Raw genomic sequence first — 15,759 nt, 5'->3', positions numbered from 1 at the left:
GGTCCGCACCCCCATGCAGTGGACCCCGGACCGCAACGCCGGCTTCTCCTCCTCCGACCCCGGCCGCCTCTTCCTGCCGACGATCATGGACCCGGTCTACGGCTACCAGGTGACGAACGTCGAGGCGTCGATGGCCTCCCCGTCCTCCCTGCTGCACTGGACCCGCCGGATGATCGAGATCCGCAAGCAGAACCCGGCCTTCGGCCTGGGCACCTACACCGAGCTGCCCTCCTCCAACCCGGCCGTCCTCGCCTTCCTGCGCGAGTACGAGGACGACCTGGTGCTCTGCGTCCACAACTTCTCCCGCTTCTCCCAGCCGACCGAGCTGGACCTGCGGGAGTTCGCCGGGCGGCACCCGGTCGAGCTGTTCGGCGGGGTGCGCTTCCCCGCCGTCGGGGAACTGCCGTACCTGCTGACCCTCGGGGGGCACGGCTTCTACTGGTTCCGGCTCACCCGAGTCGCATCCCGCATCGGCCGCCGCCCGTGAGCGTGCGCCGACGTCAGGAGGCGTCACCATGACGAAGACCGCATTCCTGCGCCCCCGCAGCGCCCCCGCCGAGCCGATGGAGTCGCTGGCCGGGCTGCTGCGCGACTGGCTCCCCGGCCAGCGCTGGTTCGCCGGCAAGGACCGCCCCGTCACCGACCTGCACGTGCTGTCGATGACGGAGCTGTTCCCGGGCTGCCTGCACCTGCTGGTCCACGCGGGCCACGGCGGCGTGCCCACGCCCGGGAACACGCCCCCGGCCGGTGACTGCTACCAGCTCCTCCTCGGCGTGCGGGACCACCCCTCGCCACGGCTCGGCCGGGCGCTCATCGGCCGCGTCCAGGACGGGCCACTGGCCGGCCGCACGGTCTACGACGCCCTCCACGACCCGCGCTCCGCCCAGCTGCTGCTGGAGCGGCTGCGCACCCCCGGGACGGCGGGCCCGCTGCGCTTCGAGTCCGACGCCCGCGAGCCGCTGCCCGCCGGACTGGTGCCGCGGCTGCTGGACGCCGAGCAGTCCAACTCCTCACTGGTGTACGGCGACGAGTACATCCTCAAGGTCTTCCGGCGGATCCAGCCGGGGGTCAACCCGGACCTGGAGGTGCCCGGCGCGCTGTCCCGTCAGGGCTGCCACCGGGTGCCCGCGCCGGTGGCCTGGTTCCGCACCACGCACCCCTTCAACGCGACGCTGGGCGTGCTCCAGCCCTACCTGCGGGACGCGTCCGACGGCTGGACGCTGGCCCTGGCCGCCCTGTCCGCGGGCGACGACTTCACCGCCCAGGCGTACGCGCTCGGCCGGGCCACCGCCGACGTCCACCTGGCGCTCGCCTCGGCGTTCCCGCTGGGCGGGCCCGGGGAGAACGGGCGCACGGCGGCGGCGATGACCGAGCGGCTGACCGCGGCGGCCCACTCGGTGCCGGCGCTCCAGCCGTTCGTGCCGGGGCTGCGCGCCGCGTTCGCCGCCCTCACCACCTGCGACTCGGGGCCGCCCGCCCAGCGCATCCACGGCGACCTGCACCTCGGCCAGGTCCTGCGGGCCGGGCGCGAGTGGTTCGTCATCGACTTCGAGGGCGAGCCGTCCCGCCCGCTCTCCGAACGGCGCAGCGCCCACTCCCCCGTGCGGGACATCGCCGGGATGCTGCGCTCCTTCGACTACGCCGCCCGCCAGCGCCGCCCCTGGCGCCCGGAGTGGGCGCGCCGCTGCCGCGAGGCGTACTGCGCGGGCTACGCCGCCCGCGCCGGCTGGGACCCCCGCAAGAAGCACGGTCTGCTCCGCGCCTACGAGACGGACCGTGCCGTGTACGAGGTGCTGTACGAGGCCCGGCACCGACCCGACTGGCTGCCCGTACCGATGGCGGCGATCGAGCGCCTCGCCGTGAGAGGAGACTGAGCCGTGGCCCTGCGTGACACCCCACTGCCCGAAGCCGCGGGGCCCGCCCCGTCCGCCCCCGTGACGGGCGGGACCGCGCCCCCGCTGGACCCGGCCGACCGGGGCCGCCTGCTGGCGGGCGCCCACCACGATCCGCACGCGCTGCTGGGCGCCCACCCGATGCCCGGCGGGATCGCCTTCCGCGCGCTGCGGCCGTTCGCCCGCGAGGTGGCGGTCGTCGTGGACGGCGAACCCACCCCCCTGACCTCGGAGGGCGACGGCCTGTTCTCCGGCGTGCTGCCGCTGGACGGGATCCCCGCGTACACGCTGGCCGTGGCCTACGGCGACGACCCGGCCGAGCGGACGCACGACCCGTACCGGTTCCTGCCCGCGCTGCCCGAGTTCGACCTGCACCTGATCGGCGAGGGCCGCCACGAGGAGCTGTGGACGGCGCTCGGCGCGCACCCGATGACCCACCAGGGTGTGACCGGCACCCGGTTCACCGTGTGGGCCCCCAACGCCCTGGGCGTCCGGGTCGCGACGGACTTCACGCACTGGGACGGCACCGCCTTCCCGATGCGCTCGCTCGGCTCGTCGGGGGTGTGGGAGCTGTTCCTGCCGGGCGTCGGTGAGGGCACCCGGTACAAGTTCGAGATCCACTCCCGGCACGGGCACCGCTTCCTCAAGGCTGACCCGATGGCGCGCCGCGCGGAGGAGCCGCCGAACACGGCGTCCGTCGTGACGGCCTCGCACTACGAGTGGAACGACCGGGAGTGGATGGAGAGCCGGGCCGCCACCCCCGTGCACGAGGCGCCGTTCTCGGTGTACGAGGTGCACCTGCCGTCCTGGCGGCCCGGTCTCACCTACCGCGAGCTGGCCGAGGAGCTGCCCCGCTACGTCAGGGACCTCGGGTTCACGCATGTGGAGCTGATGCCGGTCGCCGAGCACCCGTACGGCCCGTCCTGGGGCTACCAGGTCACCGGCTTCTACGCGCCGACGGCCCGGCTCGGCACCCCCGACGACTTCAGGTACCTGGTCGACGCGCTGCACCGGGCGGGCATCGGCGTGATCATGGACTGGGTGCCGGCGCACTTCCCCAAGGACGACTGGGCGCTGGCCCGCTTCGACGGGGAGCCGCTGTACGAGCCCGGGGACTCCCGCCGGGCGGACCACCCGGACTGGGGGACGTACACCTTCGACTTCGCCCGGACCGAGGTGCGCAACTTCCTCGTGGCGAACGCCGTGTACTGGTGCCAGGAGTTCCACATCGACGGGCTGCGGGTCGACGCGGTCGCCTCGATGCTCTACCTGGACTACTCGCGCGAGGACGGCCAGTGGGAGCCCAACGCGTACGGCGGCCGGGAGGACCTGGCGGCGATGGCGTTCCTCCAGGAGATGAACGCCACCGTCTACCGGCGCTGCCCCGGGGTGGTGACGATCGCGGAGGAGTCGACCGCCTGGGGCGGTGTGACCCGGCCCACCGACACCGGGGGCCTGGGCTTCGGGCTGAAGTGGAACATGGGCTGGATGCACGACTCGCTGGAGTACGTCTCCCACGAGCCGGTGCACCGCAGGTACCACCACCACGAGATGACGTTCTCGATGGTGTACGCCTACAGCGAGAACTACGTGCTGCCGATCTCGCACGACGAGGTGGTGCACGGCAAGCAGGCGCTGGTGACGAAGATGCCCGGCGACTGGTGGCAGCGGCGGGCGAACGTGCGCGCCTACCTGGGCTTCATGTGGGCCCACCCGGGCAAGCAACTGCTGTTCATGGGGCAGGAGTTCGCCCAGGGCGCCGAGTGGTCCGAGGAGCATGGCCCGGAGTGGTGGCTGCTCGACGAGGGGTACCACTCCGCGGGCGACCACCGCGGCGTCCAGGACCTGGTCCGCGACCTCAACGCCCGCTACCGCGAGACGACCGCGCTGTGGCAGCGGGACACCGACCCGGCCGGGTTCCGGTGGGTGGCGGTGGACGCGGCGGACGACAACGTCTTCGCCTTCCTGCGGTTCGACGCGTCGGGCCGGCCGCTGCTGGCGGTCACGAACTTCTCCCCCGTCGTCCGGCAGGACTACCGGCTCGGGGTCGGGGACGAGGTGGTCGCCTGGCAGGAGGTCCTCAACACCGACGCCGCCCGCTACGGCGGAAGCGATGTGGCCAACCTCGGCCCGGTCAAGCCGGAGGACGGCGGTGTACGGCTCACCCTGCCGCCGCTGGCCACCGTCTGGCTGAGTCCGTCCCTTCCGTGAGAACGGCCGCCGACGCGAGGTGTCCGATGCCCTGAGCGGGGCATCAGGGGTCGTACGGCCGGGGGCACCCCGGCGTCGACGCGGCAGTTCACGGGAAGGCGGCCACACGTGCGCACGGTGGGAGTGGAGGAGGAACTCCTCCTGGTCGATCCGGATTCCGGCGAGCCACGGGCCCTGTCCACGGCCGTGCTCGCCCGGGCCGCCCGGGACGACGCGGACGACGTCTTCGAGCGGGAACTGCACGAGCAGATGCTGGAGTTCGCCACGCATCCGCAGTCCTCGATGGAGCGTCTGCACGACGAGATCGTCCGCTGCCGCAAGGAGGCCGCCGGGCACGCCGGGGAGATCGGCTGCACGGTGGCGGCCCTGGCCACCTCACCGCTGCCGGTCAGCCCCTCCATCGGCGTGAACCGCCGCTACCGGTGGATGGAGGAGCAGTTCGGCATCGCCACCCGGGAGCAGCTGGTCATGGGCTGCCACGTGCACGTCTCGGTGGAGTCCGACGAGGAGGGCGTCGCGGTCGTGGACCGGCTGCGGCCCTGGCTGCCGGTCCTCACCGCGCTCAGCGCCAACTCGCCGTTCTGGCAGGGCAACGACTCCGGGTACAGCAGCTACCGCAGCCGGGTTTGGCAGCGCTGGCCGTCGGCCGGGCCGACCGGGCTCTTCGGCACGCCGGAGCGCTACCACCGGCTGGTGGCGGACATGGTGGCCACCGGCGTCATCCTCGACGAGGGCATGATCTACTTCGACGCGCGGCTCTCCCCGCGCTACCCCACGGTCGAGATACGGGTCTCCGACGTGTGCCTGCACGCGGAGACCGCCGCCCTGATCGCCACGCTCACCCGCGGCCTGGTGGAGACGTCGGCCCGCGCGTGGCGGGCCGGGCGGGAACCCCTCGACCCGGGGGTGAGCATGCTGCGCCTGGCCGCCTGGCAGGCCGCCCGCTCGGGCCTGTCCGGCGAACTGCTGCATCCGGTGACCCTGCGCCGCGCGTCGGCCGAGGCCGTGGTGCGGGCCCTGCTGGACCACGTGGGCGAGGCGCTGGCCGACAGCGGGGACCTCCAGCGGGCGCGCGAGGGCTGCGCCCGGCTGCTCCGCGAGGGCAACGGGGCACAGGTGCAGCGCGCGCTGCTGGAGAGCACCGGCAGTCTGCGCGACGTGGTCACGCAGTGCGCGCGGCAGACCCAGGCCTGAGGCGTCCGGGCGGGCCGGACGCCGGCGGTCAGAGGATCAGCACGAGGGCGTAGGCCAGGAAGAACGCGGCGACCAGCACCGCGACGACGATGATCGCGGTCAGCGGCCCCTTGCTCCAGCCCTTGGCCGGGTTGTGCCGTTCCAGCGGGCCCGCCTCGGGCATGCTGCTCTCCCCGGGCGGGGTCTCGCCCGGGGGGACGCCGCCGCCGGGTTCGAGGCCGGTGGTGCGCTCGGGTTCGGGATCGGGATTGAAGTGGCTCATGGCGTACGGGTCCCCCGTCGGGCCGAGATCATCGGTACGGGAACACTTCCGCCATACCCGGCCCCGCGGAGCACCGGCTGGGCTAGATTCGGGGCCGCCGATGACCGTCCCCGTCGGCCCAGTCACACCGCGTACCTGTCAGGAGCAGTGCATGCGCGACCTCGCTCTGGCTCCCCCACCCACCCCGCCCCTCACCGGGGGCCTCGCCGACAGCCTCTTCGAGACGGCCGCCCGCACGCCGACGCTGCCGATGCTCGCCCGCCGCACCGGTCCGGCGTCCTCCACCTGGGAGGAGATCACGGCCGTGGAGTTCCGCGACGAGGTCGTCGACCTCGCCAAGGGGCTCATCGCGTCCGGACTCTCCCCGGGGCACCGCGTGGCGATCATGGCGCGCACCCGCTACGAGTGGACCGTCCTGTGCTACGCGTTGTGGGCGGTGGGCGCCGAGGTGGTGCCGATCTACCCGACCGCCTCCCGCGACCAGGTGGAGTGGATCCTGCGGGACGCGGGCTGTGTGGCCGTGATGGTGGAGGACGAGCAGGGCGTCATGACCGTGGGATCGGTGTGCGCCGGTCTGCCGCGGCTGCGGCACGTCTGGCAGCTGGACGCCGGGGCGCTGGAGCAGCTGGTGGCGCACGGCGCGTACATCCCGCAGGCCACGGTGGACTCCATGCGCCGGATCGTGCTCCCGGACGCCACGGCGGTGGTCGCCTACACCTCGGGCACCTCCGGGCACGCCATGGGCTGCGCGCTCAGCCACCGCGGGATGGCCTCGGTGTGCGACATCCTGCTGGCGGGCTGGGGCCACACCGCCGCGCCGCCCGGGCAGCAGGCCGCGGTCCTCGCCTTCCTCCCCTTCTCCCACGTGTACGGGCTGATGGTGCAGGGCCTGTGCGTGCGCGGGGGCCTGCTGATGGGACACGAGCCGGACCTCGGGCCGGAGGCGCTGTCCTCGGCCCTGCGCACCTTCCGGCCCACCTACCTGTACGCGGTCCCCTCGCTGCTGGAGAAGATCTACAAGAACTTCCTGCGGGCGGCGCAGCAGGCCGGCCGCGGCGCCCTCTTCGAGAAGGCCGCCGGCACGGCGCGGGACTTCGCCGCCGCCGTGGAGCGGCAGCGGCTGGGGCGCGGTCCGGGGCCCGGCCTCGACCTGCGGCTGCAGCACGCGCTGTACGAGCGGACGGTCTACCGCAGGCTGCGGGCGTCGCTGGGCGGCCGGGTCTGCCGGGCCACCTCCGGCGGCTCGCCGCTCAGCCGCGACCTGTCCCTGTTCTACGAGGGCATCGGCATCTACGTGCACGACGGGTACGGCCTGACCGAGACCAGCGGCGGGGTGACCATGCAGCCCTTCGGCCGGGAGAAGTCCGGCACGGTCGGACGCCCGCTGCCGGGCAGCGAGATCCGGCTGGCCGAGGACGGGGAGATCCTGGTGCGCGGCCCGTCGGTGTTCCAGGGGTACGTGAACGACGAGGCGGCGACGCGTGCCACGCTGCGCGGCGGCTGGCTGGCGACCGGTGACCTCGGGCGGCTGGACACCGAGGGGTACCTGACCATCACCGGCCGCAAGAAGGACATCATCGTCACCAGCAGCGGCAAGAGCGTGGCGCCCGCGGCGCTGGAGCAGCGGCTGCGCATGCACCCGCTGGTGCACCAGGCGGTGGTGGTGGGCGACAACCGGCCGTGCGTCGGCGCGCTGATCACCCTGGACCCGGAGTTCCTCACGCACTGGCGGGCGGCCCTGTCGCTGCAGGGGGACGCGCCGACCCGGCAGGCGCGGGAGGACAACGCGCTGCGCGAGGAGATCGGGCGGGCGGTCGCGGCGGCCAACAGCGCCGTGTCCCCGTCGGAGTCGATCCGGGTGTTCCGGGTGCTGCCGGAGCCGTTCGACGTGGCGAACGGGCTGCTGACGCCGTCGATGAAGCTGCGCCGGGACGAGATCGTGCGCCGTCACGCGCTGGAGATCGACGCGATGTACCAGTCGCGGGTGCGGCCCGGGCGGACGCCGGCGGCGGAGCTGCCGCCCGGCTGGGACGACGCGGACAACGTCTTCCGCTGACGCGGGTCCCCGAGGGAGCCGCCGGGAGGGGCGTGCACTCGGCATATGCCGGGCGCACGCCCCTCCTGTGTGTCCGGTCACGCCGCACCCCGTCCGGGCCCCGCCGGGCGGGGTGCGGTCGGACGGTGGCGGGTTTGTGACCGACGGCTCTCGGGCATGCGGGCGCGTAGGCTCCGTCGGCGCGGGAACCCACAGACCGAGAAGCCGCAGCAACGACACGGGGAAAGCAGCAGGGAAGGGACGCTGCCCCGCCGAGGGGCCGGGAAGGCGAGATGGCATTCGAGTCGCGTTGGGACAGGACACTGGCTGCCGAGGAGATCACGAGTCGCGTCGCCGGCTTCCCGGGGGAGCTGCACGATGTGACGGACGCACGCCTGGTCGCGGAGGAGTTCCTCTTCGACCTGGCCCGGTTGCAGGCGCCGTCCGCTCCGGAGCACTGGGACGACATCCTCCTGGTGGTCACGGAGCTGGCCGCCAACGCGGTGCAGTACGCGCCCGGGCCGTTCGAGCTGCGGCTGCGCCGGACGTTCGACGGTGTGCACGTGGTGATGCACGACACGAGCACCACCGAGCCGGCGCCGCGGCCGTTCCATCCCAGTCACGGGGGCGGCGGCATCGGCTGGCACCTGATCCACACGCTGTGCGACCAGGTCAGTGTGGTCACGCAGGACGACGGCAAGGACATCCACGTCTTCCTGCCGTGGTGACCGGCGCCGGTGAACCGGCGCCGGTCCGTGCGCCCGTGACGGGTCAGCAGGTGGGTCCGGCGCCGCCGGACAGGCCCCGGTAGTAGTCGCCCACGGAGGTCAGGTAGACCGGGTCCTGGGTCTCGCTGTCGGTGCGGAACCGGGGCGCGCCCTTGACCTCCGCGCGCGTGCAGGCGAGCGTCACCTTCCGCTCCCCGGTGTCGATGCCCTCGACCATGCCGACCGGCACGAGTTGGCTCCGGCCGAACACCCACACCCCGGTGTCGACGACCAGGTGCCGCATGCCGTGGTGGTCGGCCTGCCGGTCCACGTGCCCGATCGTGCCGTCGCTCGCGGCGACGGAGTAGCCGGTCAGGTCGTGATCCCGGGCGGGACCCAGGTCCGACGCGTAGGACCAGATGGTGTCGTTGGGCACGCTGTCCCCTGCCTTTCGGTGCGTGACGGTTCCGTGGAGCCGGCGGCGCGGGGGGCGCGCGGTCGGATCTGCGCGGTCCGCGCGACTCACAGCACCGGATACCCGGCTCCGGGCCTGCGCATACACCGTGTCAGGTCCGGGAAACCCGAGTGCTCCGACATCCCGCCGGGACGCCCGGCCGCGCGGAACCGAAACCGGTCCGATTACCCCCGGGCGCCTCGGTCATGCCTGCCGTCCGGCCCTTCTTCCGGCCCTCTCCCGCGCGGGTGCCCGCGCTTTGGTCCGGACCCGCGAACTGGGTTAGCCTTCGGCGTATTTCTCATCTGGCGAAGCCGTGAACTGCACAAACGCGGGCACGGCTGCCGGGTCGCGCGGCGGCCCGGCAGGGATGGTCGAGTTCCCGTCGGCGGGGACTCCCGGGGAGCGGAACGAGGGTGCGCATGACCAGCGGCAACAGTCCCGAGAGCACCGAGACGGTGCCCGGGGACCAGGAGCTGCTCCGGCTGCTGGCCGGGCTCACGGCGGTGCGGGACGGGGACTTCGGCACCCGGCTGCCCGACGACGCCGACGGGCTCCTGGGCGACATCGCCAAGGTGTTCAACGGAATGGTGGACCAGCTGTCGGTCTTCACCTCCGAGGTCACCCGGGTGGCGCGCGAGGTCGGCACCGAGGGCACCCTGGGCGGGCAGGCGCAGGTGCCGGGGGTCTCGGGCACCTGGGCGGACCTGACCGACTCGGTGAACGCCATGGCGGGCAACCTGACCAGCCAGGTCCGGGACATCGCGCAGGTGGCCACCGCCGTCGCGCAGGGCGACCTGTCGCAGAAGATCGACGTCGACGCGCGCGGTGAGATCCTCCAGCTGAAGAACACCATCAACACGATGGTCGACCAGCTCTCCGCCTTCGCCGACGAGGTCACCCGCGTCGCCCGCGAGGTCGGCACCGAGGGCCGCCTCGGCGGCCAGGCGGACGTGAAGGGCGTCAAGGGCACCTGGCGCGACCTCACCGACTCGGTGAACTTCATGGCGGGCAACCTGACCGGCCAGGTCAGGAACATCGCCCTGGTCGCGACGGCCGTGGCGCAGGGCGACCTGTCGCAGAAGATCACGGTCGACGCGCGGGGCGAGATCCTGGAGCTGAAGAACACCATCAACACGATGGTCGACCAGCTCTCCGCCTTCGCCGACGAGGTCACCCGCGTCGCCCGCGAGGTCGGCACCGAGGGCCGCCTCGGCGGCCAGGCCCAGGTGCGGGGCGTCTCCGGCACCTGGAAGGACCTCACCGACAACGTCAACGTGATGGCCTCCAACCTGACCGGCCAGGTCCGGTCCATCGCCCAGGTGGCCACCGCCGTGGCCCGGGGCGACCTGTCGCAGCGGATCACCGTGGAGGCGGCGGGCGAGGTCGCCGCGCTGGCCGAGGTGATCAACACCATGGTCGACACCCTGTCGGCGTTCGCCGACGAGGTCACCCGGGTCGCCCGCGAGGTCGGCACCGAGGGCCGCCTCGGCGGCCAGGCGCACGTGTCGAACGTGGCGGGCACCTGGCGCGACCTCACCGACAACGTCAACTCCATGGCCAGCAACCTCACCGGCCAGGTCCGCAACATCGCGCTGGTCACCACGGCGGTGGCCCGCGGCGACCTGTCGAAGAAGATCGACGTCGACGCGCGCGGCGAGATCCTGGAGCTGAAGACGACCATCAACACGATGGTCGACCAGCTCTCCGCCTTCGCCGACGAGGTCACCCGCGTCGCCCGCGAGGTCGGCACCGAGGGCCGCCTCGGCGGCCAGGCCGAGGTGGAGGGCGTCTCCGGCACCTGGAAGCGCCTGACGGAGAACGTCAACGAGCTGGCCGGGAACCTGACCCGGCAGGTGCGGGCCATCGCCGCCGTCACCAGCGCGGTCGCCGAGGGCGACCTGACCCGGTCCGTCGACGTGGAGGCGTCCGGGGAGGTCGCCGAGCTCAAGGACAACATCAACTCGATGGTGGAGTCCCTGCGCGAGACCACCCGCGCCAACCAGGAGCAGGACTGGCTCAAGACGAACCTGGCCCGGATCTCCGGGCTGATGCAGGGCCACCGCGACCTGCCCGTGGTCGCCGAGCTGATCATGGACGAGCTGGTGCCGCTGGTGTCGGCGCAGTACGGGGCCTTCTACCTCGCGGAGGACGGCGACGACGGGCCCGAGCTGCGGCTCGTCGGCTCCTACGGCTACCCCGACGGCCTGGAGCGGCCCACCCGGATCGCCTTCGGCCGCACCCTGGTGGGCCAGGCGGCGCGCAGCCGCCGCACGATCATGGTCGAGGACCTGCCGCCGGACTACGTCACCATCTCCTCCGGTCTGGGCCAGGTGGTGCCGACCGCGCTGGTGCTGCTGCCCATCGTGATGGAGGGCCAGGTCCTCGGCGTCATCGAGCTGGCCTCGGTGACCCCGTTCACCCAGATCCACCAGGACTTCCTGGCCCAGCTGATGGAGACGGTCGGCGTCAACGTCAACACCATCGTCGCCAACGCCCGGACCGACGAACTGCTCGCCGAGTCGCAGCGGCTGACCGGCGCGCTGCAGGAGCGGTCCGCGGAGCTGCAGGTGCAGCAGGAGGAGCTGCAGCGCTCCAACGCGGAGCTGGAGGAGAAGGCGTCGCTGCTGGTGGCGCAGAACCGGGACATCGAGGCGAAGAACCTGCAGATCGAGCAGGCCCGGCAGGAGCTGGAGACGCGGGCCCAGCAGCTGTCGCTGGCGTCCAAGTACAAGTCGGAGTTCCTGGCCAACATGAGCCACGAACTGCGCACCCCGCTCAACAGCCTGCTCATCCTGGCGCAGCTGCTCTCCCAGAACCCCTCGCGCAACCTGACCCCGAAGCAGGTCGAGTACGCGCAGATCATCCACTCGGCGGGCTCGGACCTGCTGCAGCTGATCAACGACATCCTGGACCTGTCCAAGGTCGAGGCCGGGAAGATGGACGTCAGCCCCGAGCGGGTGGAGCTGGGCCGGCTCATCGAGTACGTCGAGGCCACCTTCCGGCCGATGACGATGCAGAAGAGCCTGGACTTCACGGTGACGACCGCCCCGGGCGCGCCCGCGGACCTGCTGACCGACGACTCGCGGCTGCGGCAGGTGCTGCGCAACCTGCTGTCGAACGCGGTGAAGTTCACCGAGCGGGGCAGCGTCGAGCTGCGGATCGAACCGGCGGCGGAGGAGGAGGTGCCGGCCGGCGTGCGGGGTCACGGCGCGGTGGTGGCCTTCCGGGTCCGCGACACCGGGATCGGCATCCCGGAGCAGCACCTGGAGACGATCTTCGGGGCGTTCCAGCAGGCGGACGGCACCACCAGCCGCAAGTACGGCGGCACCGGGCTGGGCCTGTCCATCACCCGCGAGATCGCGCACCTGCTCGGCGGTGCGGTGAGCGTGGACAGCGTGCCCGACCAGGGCAGCACCTTCACCCTGTTCCTGCCGGTGGCCCGGCCGGACTTCGAGGACCTGACGCGCACCCCGGGCGCGAGCGTGCGGGGCGACGCGTCCGTGCTGCCCGCCGACGCGCCCTCCCGGCCGGTCCCGGCGCTGGAGGGCGGCGGCGACGCGCAGCGGCGTCCGCGGCGGCTGCTGGTGGTGGAGGAGCGCCCGCGCGGGCTGCTCACGCTGGTCGCGGAGAGCGTCGTCCAGGACGTCGCCGGCGCCCGGGGGCACGGGGGGAGCCGGCCCGTGGTCGACATCATCACCGCGGTCGGAGCCCAGGAGGCGGCCGGCGCCCTGGCGGCGGAGCCGTGCCACTGCGTGGTGCTGGAGCTGGGCATGGAGGGCGAGGCGGCCCGCTTCCTGGAGGCGCTGCGGGGCGACGCCGCGCTGGCCGCCGTCCCGGTGCTGGTGCACAGCGGGCACCGGGCGGACACCGCCATGGAGGACACACTGCGCTCGCGCTCCGCGGGGACCGCGCTGGAGTTCCTCTCCAGCCTGGACGAGCTGCGGGAGCGCATCGCGCTGCACCTGTCCGCCGAGGAGCCGGGTGACGTGCTGTCCCTGGTCCGGCCGGACGACCCGCAGCGGCAGGCGCCGGATCCGGTGGTGGACGTCTCGCACGCCGGCCGCACGGTCCTGGTCGTCGACGACGACGCGCGCAACCTGTTCGCCCTCAGCGGGATCCTGGAGCTGCACGGCTTCCGGGTGCTGCACGCGGAGAACGGGCGCCGGGGCATCGAGACGCTGATGGCCAACCCGGACGTGGCGCTGGTGCTGATGGACGTGATGATGCCCGAGATGGACGGGTACACCGCGACGGAGGAGATCCGGGCGATGCCGCAGTACGCGGAGCTGCCGATCATCGCGGTGACCGCGAAGGCAATGCCCGGGGACCGGGAGAAGAGTCTCGCCTCGGGCGCCAGCGACTACGTCACCAAGCCGGTCGACACGCACGCCCTGATGGCGTGCGTCCGGCGCTGGCTGCCGGCGTGAGCCGCCCGCGCCCGTCCCACCGCGCCCCAGGTCCCCGCAACCGAGGAGCATCCGCACCGTGAGCACCACCGACCGGCCGATCCTGCCGCCGCACGAGGAGCCGCCCGACGGCTCCGGCCTGCCGGCGGCCGCGCACCGGACCGGGCCCGCCGGAGTGGCCGCGGACTCCCCCGTGGGGCGGCTCGCGGCGACCGTGGACCGGCTGAGCCGGGAAGTGCGGGCCGCGCAGGCGGAGGCCGAGGGGCGGGCCCTGCTGGAACTGGCCAAGGGCATCCTCGTCGAGCGGCTGCAGTGCGGTCCCGCGCAGGCGGCCCGTCAGCTCGCCGAGCTGACCGAGCAGGCCGGGACCACGCCGCTGGAGTTCGCCGTCGAGGTGATCAACCAGGCGGCACGGGACCGGATGTCGGAGGTGACCAGCGCGTTCCTGGCCGCCACCCGGGCGGCCGAGGAGGCGGAGAGCGAGGCGGCGGCGGCCGTCCGGCTGCGGGCGGCGGAGAGCGGGGTGCTGGCGGCCGACGACACCCAGGCCGTCGCGGAGTCCCTGCTCCAGCACGCGCTGCGGCCGATCGGCGCGACGGCCGTGGCCATCTGGTCGGCGGGCTTCGACGGCTCGCTCACCCTGGCGGGCAGTGCCGGCTTCTCCCCCGCGGAGGCGGCGCGCTGGCGGTACGTGCCGCCGGACGTGGCGACGGTGGCCCGGTCGGGCCTGACCGAGCGGGACGGGCTGTGGATCACCTCGCTGTCCGACACCGGTCTGCCCAGCGTCGGCCGTCACCAGCACCCGGACGGCGGCCGGGCGGCCGTCCCGGCGGGGACCGGCGGCCGGATCCACGGCGTGCTGGAGATCGCCTGGCCGGTGCCGCTGCCCGAGCAGCCGCCGCAGATAGTGCGCCAGGTGGAGGCGCTGGCGGAGCTGTGCGCGCACACGCTGGAGACGTACACGGCGCCCGGCGACCCGGCCCAGCCGCCGCGGGTGCTGCCGGACGCCGCCGAGCTGATGGACCTGGCCGACGGGCTGCAGGACCCGGCCCTCGTCCTGGTGCCGCACCTGGACGCCGCCGGGAACCTGGTGGACTTCCGCATCCAGCACGTCAACGGCCGCTTCCAGGACCCGGCGGGCCGCTCCCGGGCGATGATCAACGGGGCCCTGCTGCTGGAGGCGTACCCGCTGGCCGCCGGGGAGAGCGGGCTGTTCCAGCGGATCGAGCGGGTCTACGCGACGGGTGAGCCGTTCCGGGCCGGGCGGACGAACCTGACGGCGCTCGTCGACCAGGTGCCGCTGTCGGCGGTCGCCGACCTCAGCATCAGCCGGCACGGCACCAGCGTGCTGTTCATCTGGCGGATCGAGGACGAGGCGGCGCGGCTGGCGAGCCTGCTCCAGCACGCCCAGCGCCTCGGCCGGATCGGCGGGTTCGAGGAGAACCTGCTCACCGGCGAGATCACCTGGAACGGCCAGCTGTTCGACCTCTACGGGCGTCCGCAGACCAGCCTGCCGGTGCCTCTGGAGGACCTTCCCGCGCACGCCCACCCCGACGACGCGGTGCCCATCGGCCGCTTCCTGCGGACCGTGATGCACCACGGCCGGCCCGCCTCCGCGGCCTTCCGGCTGCAGCGGCCCGACGGGGTGACCCGGCACATCCGGGTGGTCGCCGAGCCGGTCACGGACACCGACGGCCGGGTGCTCACGGTGCGCGGGGCCTACCAGGACGTCTCGGCCCAGCACTGGACGGAGGTGGCGCTGGCCGCCACCCGGGACCAGCTCGCGCACACCGAGCAGCACGCCAGCGAGCGGGACCGGCTGGCGCTCCAGCTCCAGCAGGCCATCATGCCGCCCGCCCAGGCCCCGCTGCGGGTGCCGGACCTCTCGGTGGCGGTGCGCTACCGGCCGGCGGAGGCGGAGCAGCTGGTGGGCGGTGACTGGTACGACGCCGTGGTGCTGCCGTCGGGGCTGGTGCTGCTGTGCGTGGGCGACGTGGCCGGGCACGGCATCGAGGCCGCGACCAGCATGGTCGTCCTGCGCAACGCGCTGCGCGGGCTGGCCGTCACCGGGGCGGGGCCGGGGCAGCTGCTGTCGTGGCTCAACATCGTCGCCCACCACCTGACCGGCGCGGTCACCGCCACGGCCGTCTGCGGGCTGTACGACCCGGACGTGCGGACCCTGCGCTGGGCCCGCGCGGGCCACCTGCCGCCGGTGCTGGTCCGCGGTGACGGTGCCGCTCCGCTGCCGACGGTCAAGGGGCTGCTGCTCGGCGCGGTGCCGGAGGCCGACTACGAGGAGGCGGAGGTGACGCTGGCAGCGGAGGACACGCTGCTGATGTACACCGACGGCCTCATCGAGCGCCGCGACCGGACGATGGAGGAGGCGCTGACCCAGCTCCTGACCACGGTCGGCACCGCCCCGAGGTCGCTGGACCAGCAGCTGGACCGCATGCTCACGCACAGCAGGTCGGACACGGACGACGACACCTGCATCGTCGGCATCCGGGTGGGCTGAGGCACGGGCCAGGGGGTGCCCGGGGTGGCCCCCGCCGCCCTCGGGGTCCGGCAGGGGCCACGCGGTCCCGCCGGGCCCCG

10 protein-coding genes are annotated in these 15,759 nt (G+C 73.5%); 8 read left to right on the top strand and 2 right to left on the bottom strand.

Annotation, left to right across the window (positions count from 1 at the left end):
- The 4 genes from AC02VZ_RS15915 to AC02VZ_RS15900 all read left to right on the top strand — a co-directional run.
- On the top strand, window positions 1-487 hold a 487-nt coding region (locus tag AC02VZ_RS15915; RefSeq protein WP_476475655.1), incomplete at its 5' end, for an alpha-glucosidase C-terminal domain-containing protein.
- A gap of 28 nt (window positions 488-515) precedes the next feature.
- Entirely contained in the window at window positions 516-1,874 is a 1,359-nt protein-coding gene (locus tag AC02VZ_RS15910) for a maltokinase N-terminal cap-like domain-containing protein (RefSeq protein WP_476475654.1), read from the top strand.
- A 3-nt stretch (window positions 1,875-1,877) separates the two neighbouring features.
- Window positions 1,878-4,103, top strand: coding sequence for a 1,4-alpha-glucan branching enzyme (gene glgB, locus AC02VZ_RS15905; RefSeq protein ID WP_476475653.1), 2,226 nt, complete (start codon window positions 1,878-1,880; stop codon window positions 4,101-4,103).
- A gap of 108 nt (window positions 4,104-4,211) precedes the next feature.
- Window positions 4,212-5,297 (top strand): glutamate--cysteine ligase 2, encoded by a 1,086-nt coding sequence (locus tag AC02VZ_RS15900; protein ID WP_432057539.1) that lies wholly within the window; start codon window positions 4,212-4,214, stop codon window positions 5,295-5,297.
- 28 nt (window positions 5,298-5,325) lie between these two features.
- Here AC02VZ_RS15900 and AC02VZ_RS15895 read toward each other — a convergent pair whose 3' ends face one another.
- Window positions 5,326-5,559 carry a DUF6480 family protein gene (locus tag AC02VZ_RS15895; RefSeq protein WP_362098047.1) on the bottom strand — a complete coding sequence of 78 codons (234 nt, stop codon included), beginning with the start codon at window positions 5,557-5,559 and terminating at the stop codon, window positions 5,326-5,328.
- 151 nt (window positions 5,560-5,710) lie between these two features.
- Between AC02VZ_RS15895 and AC02VZ_RS15890 the strand changes: the two genes are divergently transcribed.
- Together AC02VZ_RS15890 and AC02VZ_RS15885 are read left to right on the top strand one after the other, a co-directional pair.
- A complete protein-coding gene (locus tag AC02VZ_RS15890) occupies window positions 5,711-7,615 on the top strand; it encodes an AMP-dependent synthetase/ligase (protein ID WP_432057537.1) in 1,905 nt (634 codons plus the stop codon).
- Window positions 7,616-7,887: 272 nt separating this feature from the next.
- Complete coding sequence (locus tag AC02VZ_RS15885) at window positions 7,888-8,322, top strand: ATP-binding protein (RefSeq protein WP_432057536.1); 435 nt, start codon at window positions 7,888-7,890, stop codon at window positions 8,320-8,322.
- A gap of 43 nt (window positions 8,323-8,365) precedes the next feature.
- Here AC02VZ_RS15885 and AC02VZ_RS15880 read toward each other — a convergent pair whose 3' ends face one another.
- Window positions 8,366-8,737: a PRC-barrel domain-containing protein gene (locus AC02VZ_RS15880; RefSeq protein ID WP_432057535.1), complete on the bottom strand. Its 372-nt coding sequence runs from the start codon at window positions 8,735-8,737 to the stop codon at window positions 8,366-8,368.
- Between the two features lie 440 nt (window positions 8,738-9,177).
- On the opposite strand from AC02VZ_RS15880, the gene AC02VZ_RS15875 reads away from it, so the two are divergent.
- Both AC02VZ_RS15875 and AC02VZ_RS15870 read left to right on the top strand, forming a co-directional pair.
- Window positions 9,178-13,185: a HAMP domain-containing protein gene (locus AC02VZ_RS15875; protein ID WP_432057534.1), complete on the top strand. Its 4,008-nt coding sequence runs from the start codon at window positions 9,178-9,180 to the stop codon at window positions 13,183-13,185.
- Window positions 13,186-13,303: 118 nt separating this feature from the next.
- Window positions 13,304-15,679: a PP2C family protein-serine/threonine phosphatase gene (locus AC02VZ_RS15870; protein WP_476475665.1), complete on the top strand. Its 2,376-nt coding sequence runs from the start codon at window positions 13,304-13,306 to the stop codon at window positions 15,677-15,679.
- The last annotated feature ends 80 nt before the right edge of the window (window positions 15,680-15,759 follow it).

This window comes from Streptomyces sp. 3-6 (assembly GCF_056323165.1).
The sequence above is the reverse complement of the archived record's forward strand: the minus strand, read 5'-3'. Positions and strand labels throughout refer to the sequence as shown.